This window comes from Collinsella sp. TM05-38, from assembly GCF_003466445.1.
Classification (GTDB): domain Bacteria; phylum Actinomycetota; class Coriobacteriia; order Coriobacteriales; family Coriobacteriaceae; genus Collinsella.
On the sequence record NZ_QSPM01000001.1, the window covers coordinates 89491 to 103922 of the forward strand.

A 14432-nucleotide genomic window follows, 5' to 3' on the forward strand; every position below is an offset into this window, starting at 1 on the left:
CAACGATATGGCACCGTGGGGACACATGTATGTCAATCCTGGTCTAACAGAGCCTTAAAAAATCATTTTCTCGTCCCAAAAAAGACTGGTCTTCCGCCGCGCGTCACCAAAATGATTTTTTAATCCCCGCCCCAGAAGAATCATCCGGTGGCAAAAGCACTCAAAAGAGCCCTGTCCCAGATTAGCTACCGAGTAAATGCGCCCGTTGGGGGAATAGTTGTGCCGCTTCGCTTGACAACAGGCTAAACTAGCTAATAAACATTTACTATTCTGTTTAGATTGAATTTGCGGTCGTTTAGTTGCCGAGCCACGGGCGGTCAAGCCACGATGCTCGGCCGCGACCGTTGCTAGGGGGAACGATGGCTAAAGCAAGCGTCCGCGAGATCAGCCGCATTACCGGCTTCTCGCCCGCAACCGTGTCCAACGCACTCAACCGCAAGCGCAGCGTGAGCGAGGAGACCGCCAAAGTCATCCTTGAGTGCGCGCAATCGCTCGGCTACCAGCAGTCGACGCAGCTCGAGAGCATCCAGTTTGTACTTGCGCGCAAGACGGGCGCCATCCTTGATGAGAGCACCTTCCATCCTGCGGTCATCGAGGGCGTGGAGCGTCAGGCGCGTCGTCACGGCATGAGCACGAGCTTTGTCTCGCTCGACTTTAGCGACCTGGAGGCCGTGCGCCCGCAGGTCGAGGGCCTTATCGCCGACCCGGCTGCCGCCATCGTGCTGATGGGCACCGAGCTGGGCGAGGAAGACTACGCTTTGTTCGCCAACGCCGCCGCCCACCTGATCGTGCTCGACGGCTGGAGCGACCGCCAGTACTTCGATGCCGTGGTCATTGCCAACACCGACTCGGTGCTGCGCGCCGTGGATTACCTTATCGAGAAGGGTCACAAACAGATTGGCTATCTTGCCGGCGACCTGCGCATCCGCAACTTTAAGGACCGCGAGCGCGGCTATCGCCAGGCGCTTGAAGATGCGGGCCTTGAGGCCAATCCGGCATGGCACATCACCCTGGGCACCACGCTCGAGGGCGCCTATCGCGACATGGGTGCCTGGCTCGATACGGTCTCGCACGACGATCTGCCGACGGCCTTCTTTGCCGAGAACGACGTGCTCGCCGTGGGTGCTATGCGTGCGTTGAGCGAACATGGCATTCGCGTGCCCGAAGATGTCTCGATGATTGGCTTCGACGATCTTTCCGTGGGCGCCTTCTCCAACCCGCCGCTCACCACGGTGCACGTTCCTAAGCACGAGGTGGGCGAGATCGCGGTGCGCCGTCTGGTGGGCAATATCCGCAATCCCAAGAGCTATACCTGCAAAACGGCCGTGTCGACCTATTTTGTCGAGCGCCAGAGCGTGCGCGAGCTCTAGGCAGAACGGCGCTTGATGAGCGATGCCCCAAGCTCGATCTTGAGCGGGTGGTGTTCGGCCTCATCGATAATCTCGATGAGGCGCCGTGCGGCGATGGTGCCCATATACTGCGAAGGAACATTGAGCGTGGTCAGTTGTGGCTGCACGTAGGTTCCGCCGGCGTTGTTGTCGAAGCCGACGATGCGTACGTCATCGGGCACGCGATAACCACGCTCGATAAAGGCCTTCATGGCCCCAATAGCTATATCGTCAAAGACAGCGACGTAGTTTTGGGCGAGGGGTTCGCCCGAATCAATAATGTCGAGCATGCCGGCGTATGCCTCGTCTGGAGCGACGGCGAGCTCGTGGACGGTGCCGCACTTTTCCGAGCCCGATAGCTGACCGATGGCGTGCTCGTAGGCGAAGCGTCGTTCGGTGAAGTTGCCCACGGTAACGGGCGTCGTTAACAGCCCGGGGACAGATCCATACTTCGAATGCAGGTACTGCACGGCTAGCATCATGCTGGCGGCATTGTCGATCTTGACCGTATCGACCCCAGCGCTCATGCATGAGTCCAACAGCAGCAGGGGACAGTCCAGCGATGCAAACGGCATAAAATCCGACTCGAACATCTCAGTTGCAAGGATGATGACACCATCGTATTGCGCTTCGGCGATGTCGGCGATCTGTTGCTGAGTGTTTTCGAACGGCGAGTAGTTCACCAGCGAAAACGAGAATCCCGCGTGTCTAAGGGTGCCCTCGACTCCGGCGAGCATATCGGCGAAGAAGGGGGTCGTAAAGATGCGGCGCCGGTTAAAGGCAACCAAGGCAACGGTTCCGCTCTTTTGGCGCTCGAACTTAATCTTACTAAAGTCGTAACCCAGAGCTTCGGCGGTGCTCAGTACCAGCTGCCGTGTTTTTTTGCTTACGCCGCGTCGATTGTTAAGTGCAAGGGAAACGGCCGCTGCCGAAATTCCCAGCTGGTCAGCGATTTGTTTTGCAGTAACGGCCATGATGGTTCCTAACGTTTGTGAACTTACCATGAGCTTAACACCAGGCTGTTAATTAAGCTAAATAATTAGTAACTCAACTTAAGAATCAATAGAAGTTAAGTAGCGTCCCCAGTAGAGTCTGTCTCAGCAAACGCAACAGCAAGGGGGACGAGATGATCAGCGGTATTTTTGAAATGCCCATTACGGATGAGAGCTATCCGTTTTCGAGCGCCGAGCGCTACTGTCATCTGAGTGCAAAGGATTACGTCGAGCGCGAGTATCGCGTTGACGGTACCGCCAACGTGTATCGCACCGCCGACGAAGACGGCGGCGTGGAGGTCATGACTGCCGACGCCCCTTATTCCAATCGGATCGTTGTTCGTGCTCCGAAAAATCCGGCGCAAGCGAGTGGCAATGTGGTCGTGGAGATCATCAATCCCACATCGTTTATGGAAATCGAGCGCATGTGGATTCTGGGTCACGGCGAGTTTGTGCGCTCTGGCGATATCTATGTGGGCATTACCAGCAAGCCTAATACCATCGCCAAGCTCAAGGAATTCAATCCCGATCGCTATGCCTTCATGAGCTGGGCAAACCCAACTCCTGAGCGGCCCTTTGACTTTGATCCGGAACAGCTCGAACGCGACGGCGCGCTTCCCGACATGGACATCTCCTACGAGACTGGCCTGTTTTGGGATATGCTGACCGATCTTGCGTGGCTCTTGCGCGGAGACTCCGACCTTAACCCGATCCGCGACTATCCTCGCCAGGCAATTTGCCTTACAGGATGGTCTCAGTCCGGCGCCTATCTGTTCCGCTACCTTAACAGTTTTGCCTATCGCGAGGAGGTGCGCCGTGACGGCCGCGTGTTTGACGGATACCTGTCTGGCGGCGGCATCCATTCGATGTGCATTCCCGTCAACCAGTATGAATGCTGCCGGGAATACGCACACCATCTACTGCGTGTGGAGCACGTCGAGGAGCCGTTTATCGCCCTTCAGACCGAAAGCGAGAACGGTCGCTTTGAGAGTTGGCGCACGCTTATGCCCGATAGCGACGATCCCGATTTTAAGTACCGGCTGTACGAGGTGACGGGTGCTTCCCACGATACGCAGTGGAGTTACGTCGACTATTACCAAGACGACGAGGATCTCAAGCGTATCGACCATCTGCCGGTGTATGTCGGTAAGCATGCCGAGGCAAACGCCTATCCGTCGCAGTATCTGTTCCATGCTGCATTCCGCAACCTGTTCCGCTGGGTCCGTACGGGTGCGGCTCCGGCAACCTGTCCACGCATTGAGCTGGACGCGAGCGGCGAGAACGTAAAGGATGCCCTGGGAAATACCAAGGGCGGACTTCGCACCTGCCTGCTCGAGCATCCGTTTGCCCGCTACTCCAACACGAGCTTGGTGGAGCCGGGGCAGGGCACGGTCGATAAGACGAGCGATAAGGACGGGCTGTTTGGCCACATGGAGTCGTTCTCGGCATCGATGCTCAAAGAGCTGTACGGGTCGCTCGAAAACTATCGCGCTCTGTGTGAGCGCGATACGGCGATCGAGGTGTCACAAGGCTTTATTTGTGCCGAGGATGCCCAAGCGATCGTTGGCTTTGCCATGGCATCCGCTCGTGAGCGAGGACTGAACTAGCAGGACTAAGACCGGAGAGGGGTCTGCAATGGATATGACGTTGAATCAAGCCGCTGTTGCCGAGATTTGGCGACCGGTTGTTCTGACGTTTGAGAGCGCCTGTTCGTTCGATAACCCGTTTTTGGATGTTGAGATTTGGGCGGAGTTCACCGGCTCGAGTGGCAGGGTAATTCGCCGCGAGGCCTACTGGGATGGTGGGCGTACCTACTGCGTGTCGTTTGCCCCGACCGAGCTGGGTGCCTGGAACTATGTTATCGAGGCTCCCGAGCAGACCGGTCTTAATGGCTGCACGGGCCGCGTCGAGGCCGTGCCGTACGCGGGCGACCTCGATCTGTATCGCCACGGTTTTATCCGCGTTGCAGACGATTCGCGCATGTTTGCCTATTCAGATGGTACGCCGTTCTTTTGGCTGGGCGATACCCATTGGGAGTTTGCCTACCGTGAGAGCTGGGATGCGTCGAACCACCCCGGCATGACGAGCCAATTTCGCGGTATGGTCGACCTACGTGCCGAGCAGGGCTTTACCGTCTATCAGACCAACCTGCGCTCTGACATGGGCGCAGGAGATCGCTATTGGATTGACGGTGGCATGGCCAAGGGCGTGGAAGATGTGCCTAATGTGGCCTTCTACCAGCGGGAGCTCGACCGCCGCATGGCCTATATTGCCGATGCGGGCTTAGTGAACGCACTTGGGCAAGCGTGGGCGTTTGCCATTCTCGGCGAGCATGCCGTGGAACACCAAAAGCACCTCGCCCGCTACCTGGTGGCGCGCTACGGTGCATATCCGATGGTGTGGACGCTTGCCGGCGAGGTTGCCGGATACCGCAAAGAAGGTCGAGCCGCCATGCTTGACGGCTGGCGTGAGGTCGCCTTGGAGATTGAGACACGCGACGGCTATGGTCATCTGGCGACGGCGCACTATACCAACGAGCGCCCCTTTGCCGATTACTACCAGGATGAACCCTGGATGGACTTTACGCTCAACCAGGCCGGTCACGGCGATTACCTCATCAAGGCAAGCGACTACTTTGACTATCTGGCAGCTCATGACGACAAGCCCTTCGTTGAGGGCGAGGCGCTCTACGAGTTTTGCTCGACGCTCGAGGAGATGGGTACGCGCCTGTGCACCGCAGACATGCTGCGCCGCGTGGCGTATATCTGCATGCAGGCCGGCGGCGCCGGCTATACCTACGGAGCCCAGGGAATCTGGGACAACGTGTGGGAAAGCCCTGAGGAGCTCGACCCCTTTATGGCAATCTTCAACCGCTTTGGCATTACTTGGGCCCAGGCGGTAGACGGAGAAGGTGCGGTCCAGATGGGCTACATGCGTTCCTTCTACGAAGACAATCACTTCTGGGAGCTCGCTCCCTACGAAACGACCGATGCGGGCAACCTGTTTGCCAACAAGGCTCCGCTGGCAACCGCCAACCAGGACCTTTCGCGCATCGTCGCGTACTTTGGCGATACCGTGCGCCAAAAGCTTGCTATCGAGGGTGTGCCGACGGGCGCTGCCTATGCAGGCCGATGGTTTAACCCTCGCACGGGCGCATACCGTGACGGCGAGGACGCCCTTGCCGTCACGGACAGCATTACCCTGCCTGACAAACCCGGGGTTGGGGATTGGCTCCTCGTCCTCGAGCTCAAGGCGTAACCATATTTCCATTGGTCATAGGCGGGAAAGAGTCGGCCGCAATTTCCCGTTTGACAGCTAGATGATTCGTTTAGAGAGGATCAGTGAACACAAATGAGCGTTCTCGATTCGATGCAGGGCTTCCTCGAGAAGCACGTGGGCCCCATTGCCCACAAAGTGAGTAGCTTTAACGTCGTAAAGGGCCTTATGTCCGGCATGATGGCGACCATGCCCGTTACGCTCGGCGTGGCGCTGCTCTCCATTATCAACGGGCTGCCGATCCCGCCGCTGCAGGCGTTCCTTGCCAGCACCGGCATGTCGGCGACGATTACCGACGTACTGGTCGTTACCATGAACCTCGGCGCCATCTACATGTGCGCCTCGGTCTCGTACTCCTACGGCAAGGTGCTCGGGAACAAAGGCCTTACGTCGACGGTTGCGGCTATTGGCGTTTTGCTCCTGCTGATTCCTCTTGGCCATGCCGAGGACGGCTCGACGTTTATCGCGACCCGTTATCTGGGCAGCTCGGGTCTGTTCGTTGCGCTGCTCGTGGCGTTGATCGTGCCGAAGGCGCTTAACTTCCTTATGAAGCATGTCGCCATCCCCATGCCCGATTCCGTCCCTCAGTTCGTTACCGATTCGCTGTCTCCGATGTTCTGCGCCATCGTCATCTTCACCACGGCTGCTCTGGTTAAGTGGGGCATGGGCATGACGAGCTTCGGCGATGTCTTTAACCTCATCAACAGCACCATTGCCACTCCCGTTATGTTCCTGGGCTCCAGCCCCTGGGCCGTTGTCATTTACTTTACGCTGTGCAACCTGCTGTTCTTCTTTGGTATCCACCCCAGCGTCCTGATGGGCGTGTACATGCCGGTTATCCAGGCCTGCGCTCTTGCCAACACCGAGGCATTCGTTGCCGGCCAGCCACTGCCGTACCTGTCGTTCATCATCATGTTCTCTGTCGGTTCTGCTGACGCCCTTGGCATGGAGCTTGCGCTGCTCACGGCCAAGTCCGAGCGCTACAAGGTCCTCTCCAAGATTGCCCTGGTGCCCGCACTCTTCAACATCTCCGAGCCCATCATCTTCGGTACGCCCATTGCCATGAACCCTTATATGTTCATCCCCTACATCCTGCTCAAGCCCGTGGCCTGCATTGCTGCCGCCGTCGGCCTGATGCTCGGTCTGGGCAATGCATTTAACCCGACCATTTCCATGCCGTTTGTCGTGCCGCTGCCCATCAGCAACTTCTTTACGGGCGGCATTGGCCTGGTCGCAATCGTCCTCGCCGCAATCCTGCTGGTCGGACTGCTGTTTATCCCGTTCGTCAAGATGGCCGATAAGGAGGCACTGGCCGAGGAAGCTGCTGCAAAGGCTTCTGCCGAGTAGGTCATTGTCCACAAGTTCGAAGGTTCGGTCGATCGCGTTGATCGCCGAAACATATAAGTCCCTGTGAGGGGTTACAGGAAAGGAACTGCAATGAAAAACATCGTTCTAATGTGCGCCGGCGGCATGTCCACGAGCATCATCATGAAGAACATCAAGAAGGCTGCTGACGCCGAGGGTCTGGAGTGCGAGGTCTCCGCCCACGCCGTCAACGAGGCCGCGACCATTGGCCGCAATGCCGACTGCATCCTGCTTGGGCCGCAGGTTGGCTATGCCAAGGACGAGGTCTGCGCCGCATGTCCCGAGGTGCCGGTGGGCGTGATCCCCATGACCACCTACGGCATGATGGACGGCGTTAAGGCGCTAGCCCAAGCCAAGGAACTGATGAGGATCTAAGCATGACGACAGAAGAGATTCAGCTTCAGAGCTTTCAGATCATTGCAGGCGTCGGCTGCGCGCGTAGCTGCTATATCGATGCGATTCACCTGGCCCGCGACGGTAAGTTCGAAGAGGCCGAGGCAAAGATCGCCGAGGGCCAGCAGCATTATGCCGAGGGTCACGCGGCTCACGGCGGCCTTGTCCAGCAGACGGCTGCCGGCGAGGACCTGAGCATCGACCTTTTGGTCGTTCATGCCGAGGACCAGCTTATGAGTGCCGAGGGCTTTGGCATCCTGGCCAAGGAGTTCGTGGACGTCTATCGCAAGATGGGCGCTTAGCCACCGGCTCTGCCGACAGGCCATTGTTGCGACGCATGCTTGCGCCGAAGAGACGACAATGCGCCCGTTCACATACAGCTACGGATAGAGAGGGTCCTTCGGGACCCTTTTTTGTTCTCCTTGTATGTTCAGTTTGTTTACATACCGTTTAGGCTGATTTCTCTACCGCCTGTAGGTATTTCGCGTTAAACTTCTAAACAGAAGAGTAAAACATTTAGTAAACAGAACAAAACGAAATATGCGTCTGTTTACTGAACATGTGACTAGGGGAGGACGTACATGGATAAGATCAAGCTCGGTTTTGTGCCCACGCGCCGCAGTATCTTTAGCGCGCCGGACGCGATCAAGTACCGCGGTCTGACGGCTGACCGCCTGCGCGAGATCGGCGTCGACATCGTTGATATCGACGACATCAACGACGAGGGCCTGCTGTTCGACGACAGCCATATCGAGCCTATCGTCAAGAAGTTCCGCGCCGAGGGCGTCGACGGCATCATGCTGTGCCACGCCAACTTTGGCACCGAGTACGTCTGCGCCCGCCTTGCCCGCGAGCTCGGCCTGCCCGTGCTGCTGTGGGGCCCGCGCGACGAGCGCCCCGAGCCCGACGGCACCCGCCTGCGCGACAGCCAGTGCGGCCTGTTCGCCACCGGCAAGGTCCTGCGCCGCTTCCAGGTCCCCTTCACCTACATGACCAACTGCCGCCTGACCGATCCCGAGTTCGAGCGCGGCGTCTGGGACTTCCTGGCTGTGTGCAACGTCGTTAAGACCTTCAAACACACCCGCATTCTGCAGATGGCCACTCGTCCGTTCGACTTCTGGTCGACCATGTGCAACGAGGGCGAGCTGCTCGAGAAGTTCAACATCCAGCTTTCGCCCATCCCCATGACCGAGCTTGTCCAGGCCGTGCGCGACGCCCAGGCCGACGAGCAGGCCATGGCAGCCATGCTCGCCCACATTGCCGACAGCTTTGAGATCTGCATCCCCGAGGATAAGGTCCCCGCTGTGGCCGGTCTTGCCATTGCCATGAAGCGCTTGGTCGAGAAGTACGGCTGCAACGCCGGTGCCATCCAGTGCTGGAACGCCCTGCAGGACGAGCTGGGCATTATGCCCTGCGCCGCCAACGCCATCCTCAACGAGATGGGCATTCCGGTCGTCTGCGAGACCGACATCCATGGCGCCATCACAGCGCTGATGGTCGAGGCCGCCGACCTGGGCCGTCACCGCGGCATGTTCGCCGACTGGACCGTGCGTCATCCTGACAACGAGAACGGCGAGCTGCTGCAGCACTGCGGCCCTTGGCCCTGCAGCTGCGCGGCCGTCAAGCCCAAGCTCACCTACCCGCTGGCCTTCGATCACCCCGGCGCGCTGACGGCCGAGGCCAAGCACGGCGACCTCACCCTTGCCCGCTTTGACGGCGACAACGGCGAGTACTCGCTGCTGCTGGGCAACGCCCGCGGCATCGACGGCCCGGCCGGCATGGGCACCTACCTGTGGGTCGAGGTCGAGAACCTCAAGCGCCTCGAGGCCAAGATCGTCGAGGGTCCCTACATCCACCACTGCGTGGCCATCCACGCCAACGTGGTGCCGGTGCTCTACGAGGCATGCAAGTACATCGGCATCCAGCCCGACCTGTACGACCCCATCGAAGAAGACGTCAAAGCCTACCTGCGAGGAGAGTAGAAATGGCAACTATCGAAGAGCTTGAGTCCCTGCGCTGGGACCTTCGCCGCGATTGCGTCGACATCATCATGGCCGGCGCCGGCGGCCACATCGGCGGCGACATGTCGGTCATCGACGCGCTCATGACCCTCTACGCCAACCATTTGAACATTTCGCCCGAGACCGTCGACGATCCCAACCGCGATCGCTTCGTGCTCTCCAAGGGCCACGCCATGGAGGCCTATTACGCGGTGCTGTGCCACGAGGGCTACCTGGACCTCGACGACGTCAAGGCCCGCTTCTCCAAGTTCGGCAGTCCTTACATCGGCCATCCCAACAATAAACTCAAGGGCATCGAGATGAACTCCGGCTCGCTCGGTCACGGCCTGCCCGTGGCGGTGGGTATGGCGCTCGCCGGCAAGATGGACGGTCGCGACTACCGCGTCTACACCATCATGGGCGACGGCGAGCTTGCCGAGGGCTCGGTCTGGGAGGGCGCCATGAGCGGTGGCAACTACCAGCTCGATAACCTGTGCGCGCTCGTGGACCGCAACCGCCTGCAGATCAGTGGCAGCACCGAGGACGTCATGAAGCAGGACTCGCAGGAGGAGCGCTGGGCCGCCTTCGGTTGGAACGTGCTGTCCATTCCGGGCAACGACGTCCAGGCCATCGACGCCGCGCTGACGTTGGCCGCCGAGACCAAGGGTAAGCCCACGGTCATCATCCTCAACACGGTGAAGGGCTACGGCTCGCCCGTCATGGAGGACAAGGCCGGCTGGCATCACCACCTGCCCAACGACGAGGAATATGCCCAGATCATCGCCGATTTCGCTGCCCATAAGGAGGCCATCAATGGCTAACAAGATCGCCAACCGCAAGGTTATCTGCGACACGCTGCTCGAGGCCGCCGAGACCGATAAGGACATCGTCGTCCTGTGCTCCGACTCCCGCGGCTCCGCATCGCTCACGCCGTTCTTCGATCAGTATCCCCAGCAGTCCGTCGAGGTCGGCATCGCCGAACAGGACCTGGTGAGTATCGCCGCCGGCATGGCTTCGTGCGGCAAGAAGGCCTGGGCCGCCTCGCCGGCGTCCTTTGTGACCACGCGCTCGTATGAGCAGTGCAAGGTCGACGTCTCGTACTCCAACACCGACGTCAAGCTCATCGGCATTTCGGGTGGCGTGTCCTACGGCGCTCTGGGCATGAGCCATCACTCCGCGCAGGATATCGCCGCCATGAGCGCGATTCCCAACATGCGCGTGTATCTGCCGAGCGATCGTTTTCAGACTGCTGAGCTCGTGCGCGCCCTGGTTGCCGACAACAAGCCGGCCTATATCCGCGTGGGTCGCAACCCGGTCGAGGACGTGTACACCGAGGATAACTGTCCGTTCCAGATGGACCGTGCCACCTGGGTGCGTCGTGGCACCGATGTGACGATTGTCGCCACCGGCGAGATGGTCCGCCATGCCGTGGACGCCGCCGATCTGCTCGCCGAGCAAGGCATCTCCGCCACCGTGCTCGACATGTACTGCGTCAAGCCGCTCGACGCCGAGGCCGTGATCGAGGCCGCCGGTGCCACGCGCGCCGTCGTGACCGTCGAGGAGCACAGCCCCTTTGGCGGCCTGGGCTCCATGGTCGCGCAGGTCGTGGGCGAGCATTGCCCGCGTCCGGTCAAGTGCCTGAGTCTGCCCGACGCGCCGGTCATCACCGGCACGAGCCCCGAGGTCTTTGCGCACTACGGCCTCACCGGCGAAGGCATTGCCAAGACCGTTGCCGAGTTCCTCGGCAACTAGTAGACACAGACGCTGCGCGGCCGCCAAGCACCGCACCTTGCCGTTCAAACCGTCGCTTGCGTACACAAAGTACGCGGCGCTCCTCTTTCACGGCAATCTGCGGCACTTGGCGGTCGCTCGCTCCTTGTCCGCCAGGCTGTCTTTGATTTGGCGGAAGGAATGGGAGAGTACATGAGCAAATACATCATCGGAATCGATCAGTCCACGCAGGGTACCAAGGCGCTGTTGGTGGACGAGGGCGGCCATCTGATTCATCGTGCCGACCGCGCACATCGTCAGATCGTCAACGAGGCCGGCTGGGTGAGCCATGATCCGGCCGAGATCGCGGCCAACGTGCTGGCCGTGGCGCGCGCCGTGGTGGAGGAGACCGGGGTTAACCCGGCCGACGTCGCCGGCATCGGCATCTCTAACCAGCGCGAGACCACCGTTGCCTGGAACCGCACGACGGGCGAGCCGCTGTGCGACGCCGTGGTGTGGCAGTGCGCCCGCGCCCGCGAGCTGTGTGACGAGCTGGCCGCGCGCGAGGGCGTGGCCGAGCTGGTGCGCGACACGACGGGCCTGGTGCTCTCGCCCTACTATCCGGCGGGCAAGATGGCCTGGATTCTCGCAAACGTGCCGGCGGCTGCCGAGGCCGCTGCGGCGGGCGAGCTGTGCCTGGGCACGATTGATGCCTGGGTGGTCTGGACGCTCACGGGCGGCGCCGAGTTCCGCTGCGACTGGTCCAACGCCAGCCGTACGCAGCTCTTTGACCTGCGCTGCGGCTGCTGGAGCGAGCCGGTGTGCCAGGCCTTTGGCATCGACGCTGCTTGCCTGCCGCAGGTGACCGATTCCGACGGCCTGTTCGGCATGACGGACCTGGGCGGCTTTTTGCCGGCGCCTGTGCCCGTGCACGGCGTGCTGGGCGATAGCCACGCGGCCCTGTTTGCGCAGGGCTGCCACAGCCGCGGCATGGCCAAGGCGACCTATGGCACCGGCAGTTCGGTCATGATGAACGTCGGCGACGAGTTTGTCGCCAGCTCGCACGGGCTTTCGAGCTCGCTCGCGTGGCGTATGGACGGCGTGACCGAGTACGTGCTCGAGGGTAACGTGAGCTACGCCGGCGCCGTCAAGACCTGGCTGCGCGACGACCTGGAGCTCATCAACAACCCCGAGGAAGTCACCGACCTGTGTTACGCCGCCAACCCGGCGAGCCGCGTCTACTTTGTGCCGGCGTTTACCGGTCTGGGCGCGCCGCACTGGGCAAGCGACGCCGAGGGCTGCGTCTTTGGCATGACGCGCACCACGGGTCGCGCGGAGTTCGTGAAGGCTGCCGACGAGTCGATCGCCTATCAGATCTTCGACGTGATCGATGCGATGGTCGAGGATTCGGGCGCGGCGCTGGCCGAGCTTCGCGTTGACGGCGGCCCCACGCGCGATGCATACCTGATGCAGTTTGAGAGCGATCTTGTGGGCTCGCCCATCCGCATCGCGAGCAACGACGAGATGAGCGGCCTGGGCGCGGCTTGGGCCTGCGGCATTGCGCTGGGCATGTACACGCGCGACGTCGTCGACGTCTACGGCGCTCGCAGTATCGTGGAGCCTTCGATGCCGGCCGACGAGCGAGCCAAAAAGATCGCCGGCTGGCGCCACGCGGTGAAGGCCACAATTTCCTACACTGCCTAGAATGATTTTTCTGGGACGGGGATTAAAAACTCATTGGTCCTCGTCCCAGGTAGCTAATTTGGGACGGGGCTTTTTTGACTGGTATGATTGGTGCGACCATTCCAACCAGCTAAAAGAGCCCCGTCCCAAATTGACTACCGAGAGGATCTGCCATGGAGCGCATTGCGAGCTTTTCCGTCGATCATCTGCTGCTTGAGCCCGGCGTGTACGTGAGCCGCATCGACCGCGACCCGGCGACCGGTACCGCCGTCACCACCTTTGACCTGCGCCTGACCACGCCCAACAAGGAGCCGGTCATGAACACGGCCGAGTGCCACACCATCGAGCACCTGGGCGCGACGTTTCTGCGCAATCATGTCGAGTGGTCGAGCCGTATCGTCTACTTTGGCCCCATGGGCTGTCGCACGGGCTTTTACCTTGTCGTGTTTGGCGAGGTGACGAGCGAGGAGATCCTGCCGCTCGTGCGCGAACTGTTTGAGTTCGTCGCCGGCTTTGAGGGCGATGTCCCCGGCGCCGCTCCCGAGGAGTGCGGTAACTACCTGGACCAGAACCTTCCCATGGCCAACTGGCTCGCGCGCCGCTACCTCGACCGCGACCTGGCCGATATCGACGAGAAGCACCTGCACTACCAGCAGGCGTAAGGGCTGCTCGTAGGATCAACGTTTGCAATGGAAGCGCCCCCGCACTTTGCGAGGGCGCTTTTTCGTGCCGAGCGCTCAAAATCGCTCGTGTTTGTTCTAGAATGTTCGTATAGTCACAATTACGAACAGGAGTGAACATGCATATCTACTCTGTCAACGATTCCGAGTTCAAACCCTACGGCCGCGTGTGGGACGACGTGCCCTCCAGCCTGACCGCCCCGCTTGTCGAGGCGTTCTCCGCCACGCCCATTCCCGAGGGCAGCAAGTACGTGGCCTCCGCGCCCGAGCTCGAGCAAGTCGAAGGTGCCGATACGCTCGGTCTGCTCATGTACGGCGGCCGTCCTTTCCAGCTGGGCTGGTGCAACGGCCACAACACGAAGCTCAACTGCCTGGAGTATCACCGCGCCAGCGAGTTCAACCTGGGCGCCCGCGACTTTATCCTGCTGCTGGCCAAGCGCGAGCAGATCGTCGACGGCAAGCTCGACACCGCGCAGGTCAAGGCCTTCCGCGCACCCGCCGGCACGCTCGTCGAGGTCTATGCCACGACGCTCCACTACACGCCGTGCATGGTCGACGACGGCGGCTTCCAGGTGATGATCGCGCTGCCCGCCGGCACCAACGGCCCGCGTCCCGAGGCCGCAGCCGACATGCCCGCCGCCGGTGACAGCTACTGCTACTGGAAGGCCGACAAGTGGGTCCTCTGCCACGCCGATAGCCCCAAGGCAGCTGAGGGCGGCTACGTAGGCCTCACCGGCAAGAACCTCGACATCACCGTGGACTAAATCCAAAAACCACCACGAAGGGGACAGGCATCTTTGTGGTGGTTTTTTCCTATATAGAACACCTGTACGACTCCTTTCCTTTCTTTCCTATTTTTTCCTTTTTTTCCTATTGAGGCGGCGGTCTGATTTCCGTTTGTCTCGTTCTGTAACATCTAGCAGGCAAAATCGTCTCTACCTGTTA

The 14432-nt window shown here is 60.4% G+C and carries 13 protein-coding genes; 12 read left to right on the forward strand and 1 reads right to left on the reverse strand.

The features are described from left to right. Nucleotides 1-359 precede the first annotated feature (359 nt). The gene (locus tag DXD49_RS00370; protein ID WP_117793897.1) at nt 360-1370 is read left to right on the forward strand and encodes a LacI family DNA-binding transcriptional regulator; all 1011 of its coding nucleotides are present in this window, start codon (nt 360-362) and stop codon (nt 1368-1370) included. Here DXD49_RS00370 and DXD49_RS00375 read toward each other — a convergent pair. Next, nucleotides 1367-2362, reverse strand: a complete 996-nt coding sequence (locus tag DXD49_RS00375; protein WP_158564823.1) for a LacI family DNA-binding transcriptional regulator — start codon at nt 2360-2362, stop codon at nt 1367-1369. The genes DXD49_RS00370 and DXD49_RS00375 overlap by 4 nt on opposite strands. Nucleotides 2363-2514: 152 nt before the next feature. On the opposite strand from DXD49_RS00375, the gene DXD49_RS00380 reads away from it, so the two are divergent. The 11 genes from DXD49_RS00380 to DXD49_RS00430 all read left to right on the forward strand — a co-directional run bounded on the left by DXD49_RS00380 (nt 2515) and on the right by DXD49_RS00430 (nt 14251). Beyond that, complete coding sequence (locus DXD49_RS00380; protein ID WP_117793899.1) at nt 2515-3987, forward strand: alpha/beta hydrolase domain-containing protein; 1473 nt, start codon at nt 2515-2517, stop codon at nt 3985-3987. A gap of 28 nt (nt 3988-4015) precedes the next feature. Beyond that, nucleotides 4016-5638: a DUF4038 domain-containing protein gene (locus DXD49_RS00385; RefSeq protein WP_233541708.1), complete on the forward strand. Its 1623-nt coding sequence runs from the start codon at nt 4016-4018 to the stop codon at nt 5636-5638. A gap of 93 nt (nt 5639-5731) precedes the next feature. Further along, nucleotides 5732-7003 carry a PTS sugar transporter subunit IIC gene (locus DXD49_RS00390; protein WP_117793900.1) on the forward strand — a complete coding sequence of 424 codons (1272 nt, stop codon included), beginning with the start codon at nt 5732-5734 and terminating at the stop codon, nt 7001-7003. Between the two features lie 90 nt (nt 7004-7093). Continuing rightward, the gene (locus DXD49_RS00395) at nt 7094-7396 is read left to right on the forward strand and encodes a PTS sugar transporter subunit IIB (protein WP_117793901.1); all 303 of its coding nucleotides are present in this window, start codon (nt 7094-7096) and stop codon (nt 7394-7396) included. A gap of 2 nt (nt 7397-7398) precedes the next feature. Continuing rightward, nucleotides 7399-7716, forward strand: coding sequence for a PTS lactose/cellobiose transporter subunit IIA (locus tag DXD49_RS00400; RefSeq protein ID WP_117793902.1), 318 nt, complete (start codon nt 7399-7401; stop codon nt 7714-7716). A 279-nt stretch (nt 7717-7995) separates the two neighbouring features. Beyond that, nucleotides 7996-9396 carry an L-fucose/L-arabinose isomerase family protein gene (locus DXD49_RS00405; protein WP_117793903.1) on the forward strand — a complete coding sequence of 467 codons (1401 nt, stop codon included), beginning with the start codon at nt 7996-7998 and terminating at the stop codon, nt 9394-9396. Nucleotides 9397-9398: 2 nt separating this feature from the next. Next, the gene (locus DXD49_RS00410) at nt 9399-10235 is read left to right on the forward strand and encodes a transketolase (protein WP_199408789.1); all 837 of its coding nucleotides are present in this window, start codon (nt 9399-9401) and stop codon (nt 10233-10235) included. Then, entirely contained in the window at nt 10228-11166 is a 939-nt protein-coding gene (locus DXD49_RS00415; RefSeq protein ID WP_117793904.1) for a transketolase family protein, read from the forward strand. The genes DXD49_RS00410 and DXD49_RS00415 overlap by 8 nt, the downstream gene beginning before the upstream one ends. Before the next feature lie 171 nt (nt 11167-11337). After that, nucleotides 11338-12828: a glycerol kinase GlpK gene (locus DXD49_RS00420; protein WP_117793905.1), complete on the forward strand. Its 1491-nt coding sequence runs from the start codon at nt 11338-11340 to the stop codon at nt 12826-12828. 152 nt (nt 12829-12980) lie between these two features. After that, a complete protein-coding gene (locus tag DXD49_RS00425; protein WP_117793906.1) occupies nt 12981-13469 on the forward strand; it encodes an S-ribosylhomocysteine lyase in 489 nt (162 codons plus the stop codon). A 137-nt stretch (nt 13470-13606) separates the two neighbouring features. Next, nucleotides 13607-14251: a DUF4867 family protein gene (locus DXD49_RS00430; RefSeq protein WP_117793907.1), complete on the forward strand. Its 645-nt coding sequence runs from the start codon at nt 13607-13609 to the stop codon at nt 14249-14251. Nucleotides 14252-14432: the final 181 nt, after the last annotated feature.